General features: G+C 44.4%; 13 protein-coding genes and 1 riboswitch. Of the genes, 6 read left to right on the top strand and 7 right to left on the bottom strand.

Annotated features, from left to right (window positions below; all coding sequences use genetic code 11):
- Positions 1 to 55 precede the first annotated feature (55 nt).
- From JHD69_RS21380 to JHD69_RS16460, 3 genes are all read right to left on the bottom strand, one after another.
- On the bottom strand, positions 56 to 820 hold the full coding sequence (locus JHD69_RS21380; protein ID WP_199141441.1) for an MlaD family protein: 765 nt from the start codon (positions 818 to 820) through the stop codon (positions 56 to 58).
- 15 nt (positions 821 to 835) lie between these two features.
- On the bottom strand, positions 836 to 1,582 hold the full coding sequence (locus tag JHD69_RS16465; RefSeq protein ID WP_233165981.1) for an N-acetylmuramoyl-L-alanine amidase family protein: 747 nt from the start codon (positions 1,580 to 1,582) through the stop codon (positions 836 to 838).
- Positions 1,583 to 1,700: 118 nt separating this feature from the next.
- Positions 1,701 to 2,537, bottom strand: a complete 837-nt coding sequence (locus tag JHD69_RS16460) for an N-acetylmuramoyl-L-alanine amidase family protein (protein ID WP_233165978.1) — start codon at positions 2,535 to 2,537, stop codon at positions 1,701 to 1,703.
- 164 nt (positions 2,538 to 2,701) lie between these two features.
- Between JHD69_RS16460 and JHD69_RS16455 the strand changes: the two genes are divergently transcribed.
- From JHD69_RS16455 to JHD69_RS16445, 3 genes are read left to right on the top strand one after another with little or no spacing between them, the layout of a single operon-like run.
- Positions 2,702 to 5,344, top strand: a complete 2,643-nt coding sequence (locus JHD69_RS16455) for a putative LPS assembly protein LptD (protein ID WP_233165977.1) — start codon at positions 2,702 to 2,704, stop codon at positions 5,342 to 5,344.
- A gap of 12 nt (positions 5,345 to 5,356) precedes the next feature.
- The gene (locus JHD69_RS16450) at positions 5,357 to 6,604 is read left to right on the top strand and encodes a competence/damage-inducible protein A (RefSeq protein WP_199141437.1); all 1,248 of its coding nucleotides are present in this window, start codon (positions 5,357 to 5,359) and stop codon (positions 6,602 to 6,604) included.
- 58 nt (positions 6,605 to 6,662) lie between these two features.
- Positions 6,663 to 8,000 carry a dihydrolipoamide acetyltransferase family protein gene (locus tag JHD69_RS16445; RefSeq protein ID WP_199141436.1) on the top strand — a complete coding sequence of 446 codons (1,338 nt, stop codon included), beginning with the start codon at positions 6,663 to 6,665 and terminating at the stop codon, positions 7,998 to 8,000.
- Between the two features lie 118 nt (positions 8,001 to 8,118).
- Here the strand turns inward: JHD69_RS16445 and JHD69_RS16440 are convergent, their stop codons facing one another.
- The 4 genes from JHD69_RS16440 to JHD69_RS16425 all read right to left on the bottom strand — a co-directional run bounded on the left by JHD69_RS16440 (position 8,119) and on the right by JHD69_RS16425 (position 13,624).
- Complete coding sequence (locus tag JHD69_RS16440; RefSeq protein WP_199141435.1) at positions 8,119 to 9,360, bottom strand: homoserine dehydrogenase; 1,242 nt, start codon at positions 9,358 to 9,360, stop codon at positions 8,119 to 8,121.
- Positions 9,361 to 9,456: 96 nt separating this feature from the next.
- Positions 9,457 to 10,515: a homoserine O-acetyltransferase family protein gene (locus JHD69_RS16435; RefSeq protein WP_199141434.1), complete on the bottom strand. Its 1,059-nt coding sequence runs from the start codon at positions 10,513 to 10,515 to the stop codon at positions 9,457 to 9,459.
- Between the two features lie 48 nt (positions 10,516 to 10,563).
- On the bottom strand, positions 10,564 to 11,895 hold the full coding sequence (locus tag JHD69_RS16430) for an O-acetylhomoserine aminocarboxypropyltransferase/cysteine synthase family protein (RefSeq protein WP_199141433.1): 1,332 nt from the start codon (positions 11,893 to 11,895) through the stop codon (positions 10,564 to 10,566).
- Positions 11,896 to 12,201: 306 nt separating this feature from the next.
- Positions 12,202 to 12,314: riboswitch (SAM riboswitch) on the bottom strand.
- A 188-nt stretch (positions 12,315 to 12,502) separates the two neighbouring features.
- The gene (locus JHD69_RS16425) at positions 12,503 to 13,624 is read right to left on the bottom strand and encodes a trans-sulfuration enzyme family protein (RefSeq protein ID WP_199141432.1); all 1,122 of its coding nucleotides are present in this window, start codon (positions 13,622 to 13,624) and stop codon (positions 12,503 to 12,505) included.
- Positions 13,625 to 13,729: 105 nt separating this feature from the next.
- Between JHD69_RS16425 and JHD69_RS16420 the strand changes: the two genes are divergently transcribed.
- The 3 genes from JHD69_RS16420 to JHD69_RS16410 form a co-directional block, all read left to right on the top strand.
- Entirely contained in the window at positions 13,730 to 14,221 is a 492-nt protein-coding gene (locus JHD69_RS16420; protein WP_199141431.1) for a lipocalin family protein, read from the top strand.
- A gap of 327 nt (positions 14,222 to 14,548) precedes the next feature.
- On the top strand, positions 14,549 to 15,739 hold the full coding sequence (gene mqnE, locus JHD69_RS16415; protein ID WP_199141430.1) for an aminofutalosine synthase MqnE: 1,191 nt from the start codon (positions 14,549 to 14,551) through the stop codon (positions 15,737 to 15,739).
- 46 nt (positions 15,740 to 15,785) lie between these two features.
- A partial coding sequence (locus tag JHD69_RS16410; protein WP_370583504.1) for a histidine phosphatase family protein occupies positions 15,786 to 16,486 on the top strand: 701 nt, incomplete at its 3' end.

Raw genomic sequence — 16,486 nt, 5'->3', positions numbered from 1 at the left:
CCCCCCCCCCCCCCCCCCCCCCCCCCCCCCCCCCCCCCCCCCCCCCCCCCCCCTTTTAGATGTGTATAAGAGACAGGGCATTGTCAATGGTCTGTTTAAAGTTAAGTGCGGCGGCTTTGTCTGTAACGGTATTCAGGTTGGCTAAAATGGCGTCTATTTTAGCACCATTGTTTTTAAAGTTAACCGTAATAGCTTCTACGTTAGAAAGGATATTAGAAAGCTTCGAGCTTTCAGAACCTACCAAGGCATCCACTTTTTTGGAAGTTGCTTCCAACGAAGTTAGGGTAGAGGCAATGCTATTGAAACTGCGGTCAACATTTTTCTGGAAGTTCGGGTTTAAGATCGAGTTTACACTGGTTAAAATCGAATCCATTTTGGTGATGATCAACTCAGCTTTTTTCTGTACCGGCTGCACGGCTTCCATCAAACCTTTTTCAACGTTTCCGTTTAACACAAAACCATCTTCAGCATATTCCTTGCTGTCGCCCAAAACCATTACAATGGCTTTTCCACCCAGTAAATCGGTGCTTTCTAAGCGGGCGATTGTGTTTTTGGGGATTTCGTACTGCGATTTGATCTTAAGCGTCGCCACAATGCCACCGTCCGGCTTTAGCTCCAATGCATCAACCCGACCGATTTGAAAACCATTGATCAATACTGGTTTAGATACAGTTAAGCCATCTACATGTGTGTATTTGGCATAAAGTACGGTTTCGCTCGAAAAGATGGAATTTCCCTTTAAAAAGTTGTAGCCGATAATCAATAAGGCTATGGCAAATGCGGCCAGAACGCCTACTTTAGTTTCGTTTTTGATTTTCACGTAGTTTGGGTTTATTTAGTTCTCAACTTCTTTTTTATATTGCTTAATGGCATCAACTATTGCATTTACAATCTCTTCCTGCCCGCTGGCGGAGTTGATGTAATCTTCTTCGTCAGGATTAGAAATAAAGCCGATTTCGGTTAGTACAGAAGGCATTGCCGCCCTTTGCAAAATCAATAATCCTTGCTCTTTAACACCTCTGTTGCCCCTTTTGTTTACTTCTGTATAGTTTTTTTGTATCTTCTGGGCCAGGTCGAGGCTTTTTGTCCTGTACAGCGATTTGTACAAAGATAGCATAATTAATTCTTCGGGGTCTGTCGGATCGTAAGCACCTTTTTTCTTGTAGTCTTTGTCCTTTAAAATTTCCTCGTTTTCCCTAATGCCGGCATCCATTTCGTTAATGCGTCGGTAGGCGCCTACAAAGGTTTCGGTACCTTTGGTGGTTTTGTTTTTAACATATTTATAAATGGGCTTGCCTTTTTTGTCTTTACCAACCAGCACTCTGTCGTCGGGCATAGAGTTGCAGTGGATGGAAATGAAAAGATCGGCTTTCAAATCGTTGGCAATTTCGGCCCTTCTGTACCAGTCTACATCAACATCCGTTTTGCGTGTTTGTACAATTTTGATGTGCGGAAAGGTTTCTTCCAATTTTTTGCCTAGTTTGAGGGCTACCTGCAAGGTTACGTTTTTTTCGAGCGAGTAGGAGCCCGCGGCGCCCGACCTGAAGCCACCGTGGCCTGCATCAATTACTATCGTCTTCATTTTGTACCCTTGAGCGATACTTTGAAGGGTCAAACAGCAACATATCGTCAGAATAGGCAGGTACTTCTTCAGCTTCATTTAATTTTGTTTGGTGCAAATTTACAATAAATAATGTGAATTAGATTTCTACACTTGCTTTATAAGCTTGTATGGCTTTTAAAAGACATTCGGTAATTTCTATTTGTCCGGCTTCAGAGTTCATGTAGTCTTCTTCCGCAGGATTGCTAATAAAGCCGATCTCGGTAAGGATGGCCGGCATACCTGCACGGGCCAACACAGCCAGGCTTTTTTCTTGAACGCCCCTGTTAATCCTACCTACTTTTACATATTCGTCTTGTACAAATTTGGCCAGTTTAAGGCTCTGTGTCCTGAAAGTATTTTTCATCAGCGAGAGGATAATGGCACTTTCGGGATCGTCGGGGTTAAAGCCTTCGTAGTTTTCCTTATAGTTGTCCTCTAAAAAGATAGAGGCATTTTCTCTTTTAATGGCATCGTCCTGCTCGTTGATCCTGCCGGTACCCGAAACAAAGGTTTCCGTACCTCTGGTAGAGGTGCTTTTGGCACTTCTGTATTTATATATCGGTATCTTTTTGCCTTTTTTGCGGGTATAGCCGCTAATGTAACGGGTGGTGTAAACCGGCATGTCGTTGCAGTGGATCGAGATGAACAGATCGGCCTTAACGGTATTGGCCAAGCCGATACGTTCATATAAAGGAATAAAAACATCGGTTGTACGGGTGTAAACTACTTTTACGTCCTTTAAATTGTCTTCGATCAGCTTTCCAAGGCGCAATGCCGTTTTTAAGGCCACGTCTTTTTCTGCAGAGTAAAGTCCGCGCGTATTGCCGTCTCGGCCACCATGCCCCGCATCTATGACGATTGTTTTTATTTTGTATTCTTGTGCAAATGATTGGTTATCAATGCCTAACACTAGGATGGCAGAAATAAATATCATCAAAATCGGATTTGACCTAACCATTGGTATATTTTTCATTAATTTTGAACGTTTTGGGATAAACATTATTGCAAAAATAACATTCACGCACAAATTTGAAACTTTTACGGAATATCATTTTCATAACGGCTACTCTTTTATTTTCAGTTGCGGGGAATAAAGCTATGGCTTTGTCTAAATTTGCTTTTCAGCAAGTAGTTAAGCAAACCGACAGTTCCAAAAAAGATACGACAAAGGTCAAAAAAAAGATGACCAAAAGCAGTTTAGACGATAAACTGGAATATTATTCGCAGGATTCTATTCGCACAGATCGCAAGAACGGCATTATCCATCTATATGGAAAAGCAAGGGTAATCTACGAAGATTTTGAGCTGGATGCCGATTACATCCGCTTCAATTCGAAAGACAATACCATTTTTGCCAGTGGCGTTAAAACCGACAAAGGCAAGTATGTGGGCAGACCGATTTTTAAAATGGGCAAAGATGGCTCGTCTATTGCCGATTCGCTGACCTATAACACCAAGGAACACCAGGGTATTGTGCATGGCGTATATACCGAACAGCAGGGCGGGTTTTTCTCAGGGGGCAAAACCAAGGTGCAACCCGATAACGAGTTCCATGTAAAGGGGACCATCTATAGTACCTGTAATTTGCCGCATCCGCATTACGGCATACACATTACCAAGGGGATTGCTACCGAAACCCAAATTATTACGGGGCCGGTTTATATGGAATTTGAAGGCGTACCTTTACCTATAGCCATTCCTTTTGGCTTTTTTCCGAAGCCCAACAAAAAATCGTCGGGGATTATTTTGCCTACGCCAGGGGAAGATGCTACCAAAGGTTTTTCGTTGACCAATGGGGGCTATTACCTGGCACTGAACGATTATTGGGATGCTAAATTGATGGGAAACATCTTTACCAATGGTTCTTACGATCTTAGCCTGGCGACTAATTACATCAAGCGCTACAAGTACAATGGTAATTTTAACCTTTCTTATTCCAGTACCCGAAACGGTTTGGAAGGTACGCCGGAATATACGCCGCAAAAGAACTTCCATATTGGTTGGACGCATGCGCAAAATGCCAATGCCAGGCCGGGAACCACTTTTAGCGCCTCGGTAAATGCGGGTACGGGCAACTTTTTTAGGACCACGGCGGCCAATGGTACTTACGACATCAACCAGATTGCGCAGAACACCATGAGTTCGAGTATTTCTTATGGCAAAGTGTTTGGCGATGGCTTGTTTAACTTAACCGCGGCCTTAACCCACTCGCAAGAAACACAGAATAAAACCATTAGTTTAACTTTGCCTCAGGTGAGCTTAAACATGTCGACCATTAACCCTTTCGATATGAAAAACAGCTCTGGTACACCAAAATGGTATCAGAAGTTGAGCGTAGGCTATAGTTTGCAGGCCAGCAATACCGTAAATACGAAAGAAAACCTGCTTTTTGACAAAGACGGATTAAAGCGTTTCAAAAACGGCATGCAGCATAGCATTCCGATCAGCTTGCCTTTCAATGTGCTCAAATACCTCAATTTTAGTGCAAATGCCAATTACAACGAGCGATGGTATTTTCAGACCATACGGAATCGCTATATCCAATCGCCAGGGGTAGACAGCATTGCGGTTGATACGGTGAACGGCTTTAGGCGGGCAGGCGAATATTCCCTGAGTTTGGGCATGTCGACCAAGTTTTATGGCCGGAAGGATTTCAAGCACCTCGGCAAGATCAAAGCCATCAGGCACGTGGTTACGCCGAATATCAGTTTTTCTTACAAGCCCGATTTTTCGGCCAATAGCAATTATTATAAGTATCAGGAGATTTATACCAACGACCTTAGGCCAGGACTAAGTGTGCCAACCGGGCAATATAAGCTAGACAGTAAGGGCAAGCCTTTAAAATATTCGGTTTTTGAACAGGGTATTTTTGGCGGGCCATCTGCTGGTAGACAGGCCAGTTTGGGCTTTTCGGTAGATAATAACGTAGAGTTAAAAGTGGCATCGGCCAAAGATACCACAGGCACCGGAGAGAAAAAGATCCCAATTATCCAAGGATTGACCTTTTCGAGTTCATACAATTTTGTGCAGGATAGTATGAAGCTGGCACCGATTAACTTTAGCGGCCGTTCGCAGTTTACCGATAAACTTGGCTTTAACTTTAGCGGGGTGTTTAGTCCTTATGTGGTGCAGGAAGTTACCACCGTTTCTGGAACGGGTGCGAACCAGGTGACTAGTCGTTCTTACAGAGAGATCGACAAGTTTGTGTGGAGTGAGGGAAAATTGCCTCGTTTAACCAATTTCACATTTTCTTTCGATTATAGCTTGAATCCAGATGCCCTCAAAGCTCGGAACAAAAACATGGACAACCTGAAGAACCAGACCACACAAACGGGTCGTACGCCAGAACAGATTGAAGAGCTGGCTGCTATTAGTCGAGATCCGAATGCATTTGTCGATTTTAATATTCCTTGGAATTTTGCTTTTTCGTATAGCTTCAACTATAACAATCCATTCGGTCAAAAGGAGACCCGAAATATCAGTAATACGCTAAACTTTAACGGCGATTTTAATTTAACGCCAAAGTGGAAAATACAGTTCAATTCTGGTTACGACTTTAAGGCCAAAAACCTCTCTTATACTTCGTTTGCCATTTACCGCGACCTGCATTGCTGGGATTTGAGTGCCAGCTGGATACCATTCGGCAGCTACCAGAGCTATTCGATCGATATCAAAGTAAAAGCTTCTATCCTGCAAGACCTGAAACTGAGCAAACGCAAAGGCTACTATACCAAATACTAAATACATAGAAAGATGCTAGCAGAAATCATTACTATTGGCGACGAAATCCTGATTGGTCAGGTTGTAGACACCAATTCTGCGTGGATGGGCCAAGAACTGAACAAGATTGGCGTAAGCGTTAAGCAGATTACTTCGGTTTCAGACCAAGCCGAGCATATTAAACAGGCTTTAGACGAGGCGCAGCAACGTGCAGACCTGATTTTGATGACCGGCGGCTTGGGGCCAACCAAAGACGATGTAACCAAATTGACCTTGTCCAATTATTTCAATATGCCTTTGCGCAGGGACGAAGCCACTTTGGCCCATGTAACCGATATTTTTGCGCGTCTCAATAGGCCAATGATCGAGGCCAACATCAAACAGGCCGATGTTCCAGATGGTTGTACGGTGATCCAGAACAAAAACGGAACGGCTCCATGCATGTGGTTTGAGGTGAATGGAAAAATAATTGTGTCTATGCCTGGTGTTCCTTTCGAAATGATGTATTTGATGGAAGAAGAAATCCTGCCGCGCATCAAAAAAACTTTTAATCTTTCGTCAATCATCCATAAGACCATTTTAACCGCTGGTTTGGGCGAATCGTTTTTGGCGCAGCAAATCGAAGATATTGAAGAACAATTGCCCGGCTATATCAAATTGGCCTACCTGCCAAAGCTTGGTCAGGTAAGGTTGAGGCTAAGCGGTAAAGGTACCGATGAGGTGGCCTTGGAAAAAGAGATTGGGCATTTTGCGCAGCAAATCATGACGCGGATTGCTAAACATGTAGTGATTGATCAGGATATTGCCCTCGAAAAAGCAATTCTCGACCAAATGGAAGCCAAAGGGCTTACGCTCTCTACCGCCGAAAGTTGTACCGGAGGCTATATTTCGCATCTGATTACGCAGCACGCAGGTTCTTCGGCCGTATTTGCAGGCGGTGCAGTAGCTTATTCGTACGATTTGAAAGAATCTATTCTGGGCGTAAAACATGAAACATTGACCACCTTTGGCGCAGTAAGCGAGCAGACTGTAAAGGAGATGGCCCAAGGAGCCATTTCGCATTTTAAAACCGATTACGCCATTGCGGTAAGCGGTATTGCCGGTCCGGGTGGCGGCTTGCCCGGGAAACCTGTCGGAACGGTATGGATTGCTGTGGCCAGTAAGCATAAAGTAGAAGCTAAACTGTTCACTTTTGGCAACAAAAGGATTCAGAATATCGAGCGCTCGGCAATGGCCGCTTTAACCATGCTGCTAAATCTCTTGAAACAAGATTTGAATTAAATCGCTAAAAAAGCGTACTTTTGCGCCCGTATACCAATTATAAACACAAGTAATTACTATGGCACAATACGAATTATTGTTACCAAAAATGGGAGAGAGTGTTGCAGAAGCTACCATTATCAAATGGACGAAACAGCCGGGAGATACCATTCAGCTGGACGATACCATATTGGAAATTGCTACCGACAAAGTAGACTCGGAAGTGCCGTCGCCAGTTGCAGGAAAGCTGGTAAAGCAGTTGTTTGCTGCTGATGATGTAGTTCAGGTAGGAGCGGTAATTGCCATTATCGAAACTGAGGGTGGCCAGCCAGGCACATCGGCTCAGGAAACGCCGGTCGCGCAAGAGGCTCCAGCTGTTGCCGAAGCCAATATTCCGGGCATCAGCCAATTGCCAAGTACACCAGCTACATCGAATACTTCACAAGATTTTAAAGATTCGGGGCGTTTTTATTCGCCGTTGGTCAAAAATATAGCAGCGCAGGAAAATATTTCTGTGGCAGAGCTTGATCAGCTCAAAGGAAGCGGGGCCGATGGTCGTGTAACCAAGGATGACCTGCTCAATTATGTGCAACAAAAAAATGGCGGTGCGCCAGTTGCAGCCGCGCAACCTGCACAAACCAATCAGCCTGTTGCCACGCCAGCCAAGCCACAAGCAACGGTTGCACCAGCGCCAAGCTTAAGTGGTGGCGATGAAATTATTGAAATGGACAGAATGCGCAAGCTGATTGCCGATCATATGGTGATGAGCAAGCAAACTTCGCCACATGTGACTTCTTTTGTTGAAGCCGACGTAACCAATTTGGTGAAATGGCGCGATAAGGTGAAAAAGACCTTCGAACAAAGGGAGAACGAAAAAATTACCTTTACGCCAATTTTTGTGGAAGCTGTTACCAAAGCGATTAAGGATTTTCCGATGATCAATGTAACCGTAAACGGAACCCAAATCATCAAAAAACGCGATATCAATATTGGTATGGCCGCGGCTTTGCCTAGCGGCAACCTCATTGTACCGGTTATCAAGAATGCAGATCAGCTGAACTTGGTTGGCCTGACCAAAGCCGTTAACGATTTGGCTTCGAGGGCACGTGCCTCTAAACTGAAACCCGACGAAACCCAAAACGGCACGTTCACTTTAACCAATGTGGGTTCTTTTGGCAATGTAATGGGCACCCCGATTATCAACCAGCCACAGGTAGCCATCTTAGCCGTTGGCGCCATTAAAAAGAAGCCGGCTGTTTTAGAAACGGAGTTTGGCGATGTAATTGCCATTCGCCACATGATGTTCCTTTCGCTTTCTTACGACCATAGGGTGGTAGATGGGGCGTTGGGTGGTTCGTTTGTCCGTCGCGTAGCTGATTATCTCGAGAACTGGGATATCAATCGAGAGATTTCTTAAAATAATTGTACGATAAAGCAAAAGGCCCGAATATTTCGGGCCTTTTTGCATAGAAACAAAACAAAAAATATGTTGAGAATAGACTTTCGATTCTTTAAGACTTCGAAAGTCGGTTTTTTTAATTTACAAGTAATCCTTCTTCGGCAATGGCCTTGATGTCTTGTTGGCTGTAGGTGAGTTTGCCGGTTTGGGCAATGAATACGTCTTTGTTTAGTAATAACTCACGGTTTTCGATCAGGCTTTTCAGGCTGATGCTGCCAATTACGTATTTGTAGTCGTTGCGGGCAAAGCGTTCGGAGATATTTTCTACCTGGAGTTTTTCTACGGTGTACTCATGTACGTAACGCAGGTAAACTTCAATGCTTACTTTGTCGGTATGGATGAGGCCATTTTGTTGGTGGTATTTTTTATACTCGTAGCGGTAGTCGTAGCGCAAAGCAGCAATGTCAGAAAGCACAGCCGCGCCGGTAGGGTGGCCGCCGGCACCTTTACCAAAGAAAAACTGCTTGTCGGCAAAAGCGGCCTGCACGGTTACGCCATTGTATTCGTTTTCTACGTTGAACAAGAAATCGTCGGCCTTTACAAATTTGGGCAATACAAAGGTTACGATTTGCTTGGTGCTGATTTTGCGCGCCGTAGGCACCAATTTGATCTTAAAGTTTTTCTCTCTTGCATATTGGATATCGGCATCTGAAATATTTTGGATGCCTACATTTAAAATATGATCCGGATTGATAAACAAGCCATAGGCATGTGCTGTGGCTATGGTCAGTTTAAACTTAGGGTCGTAGCCACCAACGTCCAAAATGGGGTCGGTTTCGGCAAAACCCAAATCCTGTGCCTGTTGCAACGCAGTGCCGTAGCTTAGGCCTTCGTTAAATATTTTAGAAAGGATGTAGTTTGATGAACCATTGAAGATACCACTGATTCCATGCAGTAATTCGTTGTCGTAGTACTCTTCCAGGTTACGGATAATCGGAATACTGCCACATACCGCTCCTTCGTACAGCAGCGAGGTGCCATGTTCGGCCTGTAGTTTCACCAGTTCTTCCAAGTGGGTCGCAATCATTTTTTTGTTGGCCGATACCACGTGTTTCCCATTGCTCAACGCTTTTTTGGCAATCTGGAAAGCGGCATCAGCATCGTCAATCAGCTCTACAATAGTATTGATTTCCGGATTGTCCAGGATTTCATCGTGCGAAGTGGTGAAAAGATGTGCATCCAGGCTTCGTTTCTTTTCCGGGTTTTTGATGGCTATTTTTACCACCTCTAAATTGAGGTTTTGTCCGCGGATAATATCATGAAGGCCCTGTCCAACCACACCAAATCCAAATAATCCTATTTTAAGTTTCTTGCTCATTTTTATGTTATGTTAATTCTTTAGTAAATTTTATCAGTCACTTGTTCGTTAGTCGCATTGGGCTTGGGCCATTGACTATATACATGATGGTTTTCTCTAGGCCGTTTGATGCAACTTGATGATCTTCTTGTCGCTGCTTTCCTTTAAAAAATTTCCGATAATGTTGGTCAGTTTGTCTGTCTCTATCAAAAAGCCATCGTGGCCATAGGCACAGTTGATACTGCTGAATTGCGCATCGGTAATATGTTCGGCCAAGAATTTTTGCTCGCCGATGGGGAAGAGCATATCGTTATCGATACCAATAACCAAGGTATTTGCTTCAACTTCGGCCAATGCTGCTACAATACTTTTCTTGCCACGACCCACATTATGGCTGTCCATCGCTTTGCTCAAATACCAATAGCTGTAGGCATTAAAGCGCTTGCATAGTTTCTCGCCCTGGTAGTTTTGGTAAGACGATGCCCTGTAGTTGCCGATTTTGTCGTTTACGCTTTCCAATTGTGTAGCGGCATAAGCTTCGTAGGTACGATAAGAAAGCAAGGCGATACTGCGCGCCGCTTTCAGGCCTTTCAGTCCACCATCGGGCTGATTGGCGTAAAAAGTCCTGTCGGTACTGATGGCCAAACGCTGACTTTCGTTAAAGGCGATGCCCCAGGGCGAATGCACCGCATTGGTAGCCACCAAAATCAGGTTTTCTACATTTATGGTTTTGGCAATCGACCATTCTAATGCTTGTTGTCCGCCCAAAGATCCGCCAATCAATACCTTAATGCTGTTGATCCCTAAATGGTTGGCCAATAGTTGATGCAAGCCTGCCAGATCCCTGATGGTAAATTCAGGAAAAGAAAGGTAATAGGGCTGTCCCGTTACTGGATTAATGCTCAGTGGATTGGTAGTGCCATAGTGCGAACCCAAAATATTGGCACATACAATAAAGTGCTCATTTGGGTTAAACAAGGCGCTGTTGCCGAACAGGCCGTCCCACCAATCCAACACATCAGCATTGGCAGTTAAGGCGTGGCAAGCCCAAATTACATTGTCTTTGTTGGCATTCAGTTTTCCATAAGTCTGATAGGAGATTTCTACATTGCGTAGTTTTTTGCCGCTTTCTAACTTAAAGAGCTTAGGGTATTTATAAGTGGCTGTAGTACTCATTTTCTGTTGGTGGTATATGTAGGGTTTGGATGTTGGAAAGTTGAAGGGTTAAACTAGCAAACTGTTAACTGGCAATTGAGAACTGACAACTGAAAAAGCTTGTTCAAAATCGGCGATGATATCGTCGATATGCTCAATGCCTACAGAAACGCGCAACAGGTTTGGCGTAACGCCGGCTGCAATTTGTTCGTCGATGCTGAGTTGCTGATGCGTAGTGGCCGATGGCTGGATGATCAATGTTTTGGCGTCGCCCACATTGGCCAAATGGCTTACCAATTTTAAGCTGTCGACGAAGGCAATGGCCTGTTCCTTATCGCCGTTCAGTTCGAATGAAAGCACAGCCCCAAATCCGTTGCGCAGGTATTTTTTGGCATTGGCATGGTAAGGGTTGCTTTCCAGGCCAGGATAGTTTACCTTAGCTACTGCCGGATGGTTTTCGAGCCAAGTTGCCAAAGCCAGCGCATTTTCTACATGGCGTTGTACACGCAATGACAGGGTTTCCAATCCTTGGAGCAACAAGAAAGAATTGAAAGGTGCCAATGCCGGACCAAAATCTCGCAGGCCTTCAACACGGGCACGGATAATGAACTGGATGTTGCCAAACGGGCCGTCTTGTCCGAAAACATCGTCGAAAATCAAGCCATGGTACCCTTCGGCTGGTTCGATAAATTGAAAGAATTTGCCGTTGCCCCAATTGTAGTTGCCACCGTCAACAATTACGCCGCCGATGCTGGTGCCATGTCCGCCAATCCATTTGGTGGCCGATTGTACCACCACATGTGCCCCATGTTCCAATGGCTTAAACAAATAGCCGGCCGCACCAAAAGTGTTGTCTACAATTAGTGGCAGGTCATATTGTTTGGCAATGGCCGCTATTTTCTCAAAATCGGGAATGCTAAACGAAGGATTGCCAATGGTTTCTACATAAATAGCCTTGGTATTGCCATCAATCTTGCTTTCGAAGTCGGCAGGATCATCGCCGTTGGCAAAGCGTGTTTCGATGCCCAAACGCTTAAAGGCTACTTTGAATTGGTTGTAAGTACCGCCATATAAGTGGCTCGAGGCTACAAAATTATCGCCTGCCTGCAAAATGTTGTTCAAGGCAATAAATTGGGCAGCTTGTCCAGAACCTACGGCCAAGGCGGCAACTCCACCCTCTAATGCGGCAATCCTTTTTTCGAATACATCGGTGGTAGGATTCATTAAACGGGTGTAAATGTTGCCGAATTCTTTTAGCGCAAAGAGGTTGGCGCCATGTTCAGAATTTTTAAAGCCATAAGAAGTGGTTTGATAGATAGGTACGGCTCTTGAGCCAGTTGTAGGGTCTATTTCTTGTCCAGCGTGTAGCTGTAGGGTTTCGAATTTATAGGATGTTGACATGATTTCTAAGTTTAAATTGTAAATGCCTGAAACGATGAGTTGATTACGTTTGCCTGAAGTAGGCGAGGGCTATTTTGGCTTAAATCCAGCATTAGCCGTTAGCGTACCCTAATTTTTTAGGGCCTTCCAAATTGAACATACAAAGGGGAAGAATTTTATGCTTAGTATATGCGACAGCACATACAACACATCAACTGTGCGTTACAGCAAAACTGATTTACATTTAAAAATGAAACCGACTGTTTGGGTTTTGAACCTGAATTTTCGCTAAGGAGCGATGATGAATTGAACTTTTTCATTTTCTTCAATTTATATTTCCAAACAACACCATGTTGCCCGGTCAGGAATTGGCACCTTCTCCGTTAGGGAGGGTTGCCAGTGGGTCAAAGAGCCTGTCTCTCGCCACTTCTTTATAAATCAAATCTTTAAAAGATATTGACTTGGAAATTCAGCTTTCGCCGAATAATGTTCCAAAGATATGTGAAAATCTGAAAACCTGCAAAATAAAATTTCGATTTATTTTTAAGTTATTGATTTTGAGTTATTTGCTGTAAATGGTTATGAGCTAATAGTGGATGGTAGGTGGTCCATGTCCCATAAACTATTGCTATACAAATGCCAGTGCTTGGTCTAGGTCGGCAATCAAATCATCGATATGCTCTAAGCCAACCGAAATCCGAATTAAATTTTGTGGCGTTTTGGTATCGGGACCTTCAACAGATGCACGGTGCTCAATAAGGCTTTCTACGCCGCCCAGACTGGTTGCTTGTGCAAATAGGCTTACCTTGTTTACTACTGTTCTGGCTGCTATGGCATCGCCATTAACCAAAATAGAAAGCATGCCACCAAAACCATTCATCTGTTTTTTGGCGATCTCGTGTTGCGGGTGCGAAGCTAAGCCTGGATAATAAACTCCTGCTATTTTAGGATGTTGCGCTAAGTGTTGCGCCAATTTTTCGGCATTTTCGCAATGTCCTTTCATGCGGTAGGCCAATGTTTTGAGGCTGCGCAACAGCAAAAAGCAATCGAAAGGAGAGGGTACTGCGCCACCAATCTGCTGAATATTTTTGATTTTCTCCCAAAATTCGTCTTTACGCGCCGTAGTTAAGCAACCGCCCAGTACATCGCTGTGGCCCCCAATGTACTTGGTGGTAGAGTGCATCACAATAGCGGCTCCCAACTTGATAGGGTTTTGCAAGCTGGGCGAAGCAAAGGTACTGTCGCAGGCAAAAATGAGTTGGTGTTTTTTGCAAATCGCCGCCAGCGCCTCAATGTCCGTAATTTTTAAAAGTGGGTTGGATGGCGTTTCGGCCCAAATTAGCGCTGTATTGGGTTTAATATGGTTGGCTACGGCCGAATGATCGGTCAGGTCAATAAAATCGAAAGTAAGGGTAGCCGCAAAAATGCTTTGCAGCTGTTTCTTAAAACCCCAGTACATATCGTCGGGGGCAATAATGTGGCTACCGGGTTCCAGTGCCTGAAATACAGCCATTCCCGCAGTGTTTCCCGAAGAAAACGCGCAGCTGTCTTCGCCAAATTCGAGTGCCGTTATTACACTTTCCAGGGCCGATCGGTTTGGATTGCTCACTCTGCTATACATATGTCCGCCAGGGTAGCCGCCATCTTCGCCCCTTAAAAAAGTAGTAGAGAGGCTTATTGGCATGGTGACGTCGCCCGTAGAGCTTTGGGTTAAATGAAGAGCATGTATGGCCGCAGTTTCTGGTTTCATTTTTCAGGCTTAATTACTAGGGATTTAAAGCAAAGCTAAATTTTAATCTTAAAAGTTGTAGATTTTGGCAAGATTTGTGTAATTAGCATATTAAAAAACAAGTATATGAAAAGAATATTTTTAATAGCGGCTTTAATTTGTAGTTCAATAATAGTTTTACAAAGCTGTTCTCCGAAAACAACATCAGGCGCACCAGCCGTAAAGAGAAGCGGTGTAACCGGAAATTGGGTGCTCAATAACATTACTTTTGACGGTATTCCTGATATCGCGGTGAAATCGTTCTTGGGCGAAAGCTCTTATAAATGTTTTATTGGCAGTACTTGGAACCTGACCAATAGTGGCAATGGAAGCTACAGTTTGCCATCAAGTGCCACTTGTGCAGCCAAAACACAGACTATTTTCTGGTCAGTAAATGCGGCAGATGGAACTTTTCAGTTTAAAAAACTTTATGAAGGCGATAAAGCTAAAAACGTAACCGAAGGCTACCGTTTAATGCTGGCCGCTGCCGATGATGTGAACATGACCATCAAATCGCCAATCGAATACGGCAACAAAACCGCCTATATCGTAATGAACTTTTCGAAAGCGGCCAAATAGGCAAAGCTTAAAAGATAAAGAGCCATAGTCGATTGATTATGGCTCTTTTTGTTGATGGGTATTCCATCGGCGTACAAGCTGTTTTAGGCACGACTTGAGTACAAGTCTGAGCGGGTAACCAAATGAATAATGCTTGTCGGTGATTGCTGCTTGTTCAAAACTTCGATTTCGGTCAGGACTGAAAGAGCTAAATCTGAAGCAAAATCGCTATTCAAAACCGCCAACTGTCAACCCACTATCGGATATCGTTTCTAAATAAGCCATTTTTACAAGAAAATGATGTTCAATTAGGTCATTGTTGTACTTTTGCCTAAACATTAATAAAGGATGGCAGTGCAAGCTTTAGATATTCTTCTCCACAATCCAACTCTTTCGGCACCTCTACTCGCCATAGCTAAAAAGGTAAAAGCCGGCGAACGAATTACTTTTGATGAAGGCGTATACCTTTACGAACATGCAGAGCTTGGTTATTTAGGTGTTTTGGCCAATTATATCCGTGAAAAGAAGCATGGCGACTTGACTTATTTCAATCGCAATTTTCACTTGGAACCTACTAATCTGTGTGTTTACGATTGTAAATTCTGTTCTTACTCGAGACTGATCAAGCAAAAGGAAGAAGGGTGGGCGCTAACCATGGAAGAAATGATGGAAGTAGTGAGGAAGTACGACAATGAGCCCGTTACCGAAGTACATATTGTTGGGGGCGTTTTGCCACAGTACGATGTCGCTTTTTATTCGGCCTTGTTTACTGCCATAAAAAAGCACCGTCCGGCCTTGCATGTAAAGGCCTTAACACCTGTTGAGTACCATTATATTTTCAAGAAAGCTAAAATCGATTATGCCACAGGCATGAAATTGATGAAAGATGCCGGATTGGAATCAATTCCAGGAGGCGGTGCAGAGATTTTCCATCCCGAAATCCGCGAGCAGATTGCCAAAGACAAGTGCACGGCCGACCAATGGCTAGCCATACACGAAGAATGGCACAAATTGGGCATGCGCTCAAATGCCACCATGCTTTACGGACATATCGAAAAGTTTGCGCATCGGGTTGACCATATGGAGCGTTTGCGCCAGTTGCAAGATAAAACCGGAGGTTTCCAAACTTTTATTCCATTAAAGTTCAGGAATCAACATAATCAAATGAGCCATGTAGCCGAAGTTTCGGTGGTTGAAGATTTGAGAAACTATGCGATTGCCCGTATTTATATGGACAATTTCGATCATATCAAGGCCTATTGGGCAATGATTAGCAGGGAAACTGCCCAGCTGTCGCTTAATTTTGGCGTGGATGATATTGATGGCACCTTAGACGATACCACCAAAATCTACTCGATGGCTGGCGCCGAAGAGCAAAACCCGGCTATGAGTACCAAAGAACTGGTAGACCTGATTAAGCATGTAGGCCGTAAGCCCATAGAAAGAGATACTTTGTACAATGTAGTAACCGATTATACTGAAGTTGTATTTGAAGAAGAGGCGAAGCCTCAATACTACAAACTACCGGTGATAAACTAACCGCTAACTTTTAACCTTAAAACCCTCCAACTTTTAATCCCCTTCAATGAAAGAACTCTATATCATCAGACATGGCGAAACCGAATTGAACCGCCTGGGCATTGTACAGGGGCGTGGCGTAGACAGCGATCTGAATGATACTGGAAGAAAGCAGGGACAGGCATTTTTTGATCACTATCAAACGGTTCCCTTTGCTAAAATCTACACTTCCAGCTTAAAACGTACCCATCAAACTGTACAAGGCTTTATAGATTTAGGCCTGCCATGGCAACAATTGGAAGGTTTAGACGAGCTGGCTTGGGGTTTATGGGAAGGTCAGCCGAATACCGAAGAGGCGCGCCGTGCTTTTATGCAATTGGTAGAAGCTTGGCAAAACGGCGACTACGATGCCAAGTTTGAGGGGGGCGAAAGTCCGAACGAAGTACTGGCACGCTTAAAGGATGCCGTTGAGGTTATGGTAAGCCAAGCCGATGAGAAGACGGTGCTGGTTTGCATGCACGGCAGAGCCATGCGCTTGTTGCTATGTTATTTAAGCCATAAGCCTTTATCTGAAATGGCAGATTTTCCGCACCAGAACACCGTGCTTTATAAGGTAGGTTACGAAAACGGCCACTTCACCATCTGTCTCTTATACACATCTCCGAGCCCCCGAGACAGTACTAAAAGGGGGGGGGGGGGGGGGGGGGGGGGGGGGGGGGGGGGGGGGGGGGGGGGGGGGGGGGGGGGGGGGGGGGGGGGGGGGGGGGG

The organism is Pedobacter sp. ASV12, from assembly GCF_016429155.1.
Lineage (GTDB): Bacteria > Bacteroidota > Bacteroidia > Sphingobacteriales > Sphingobacteriaceae > Pedobacter.
This window is presented reverse-complemented; position numbering and strand designations above follow the sequence as displayed.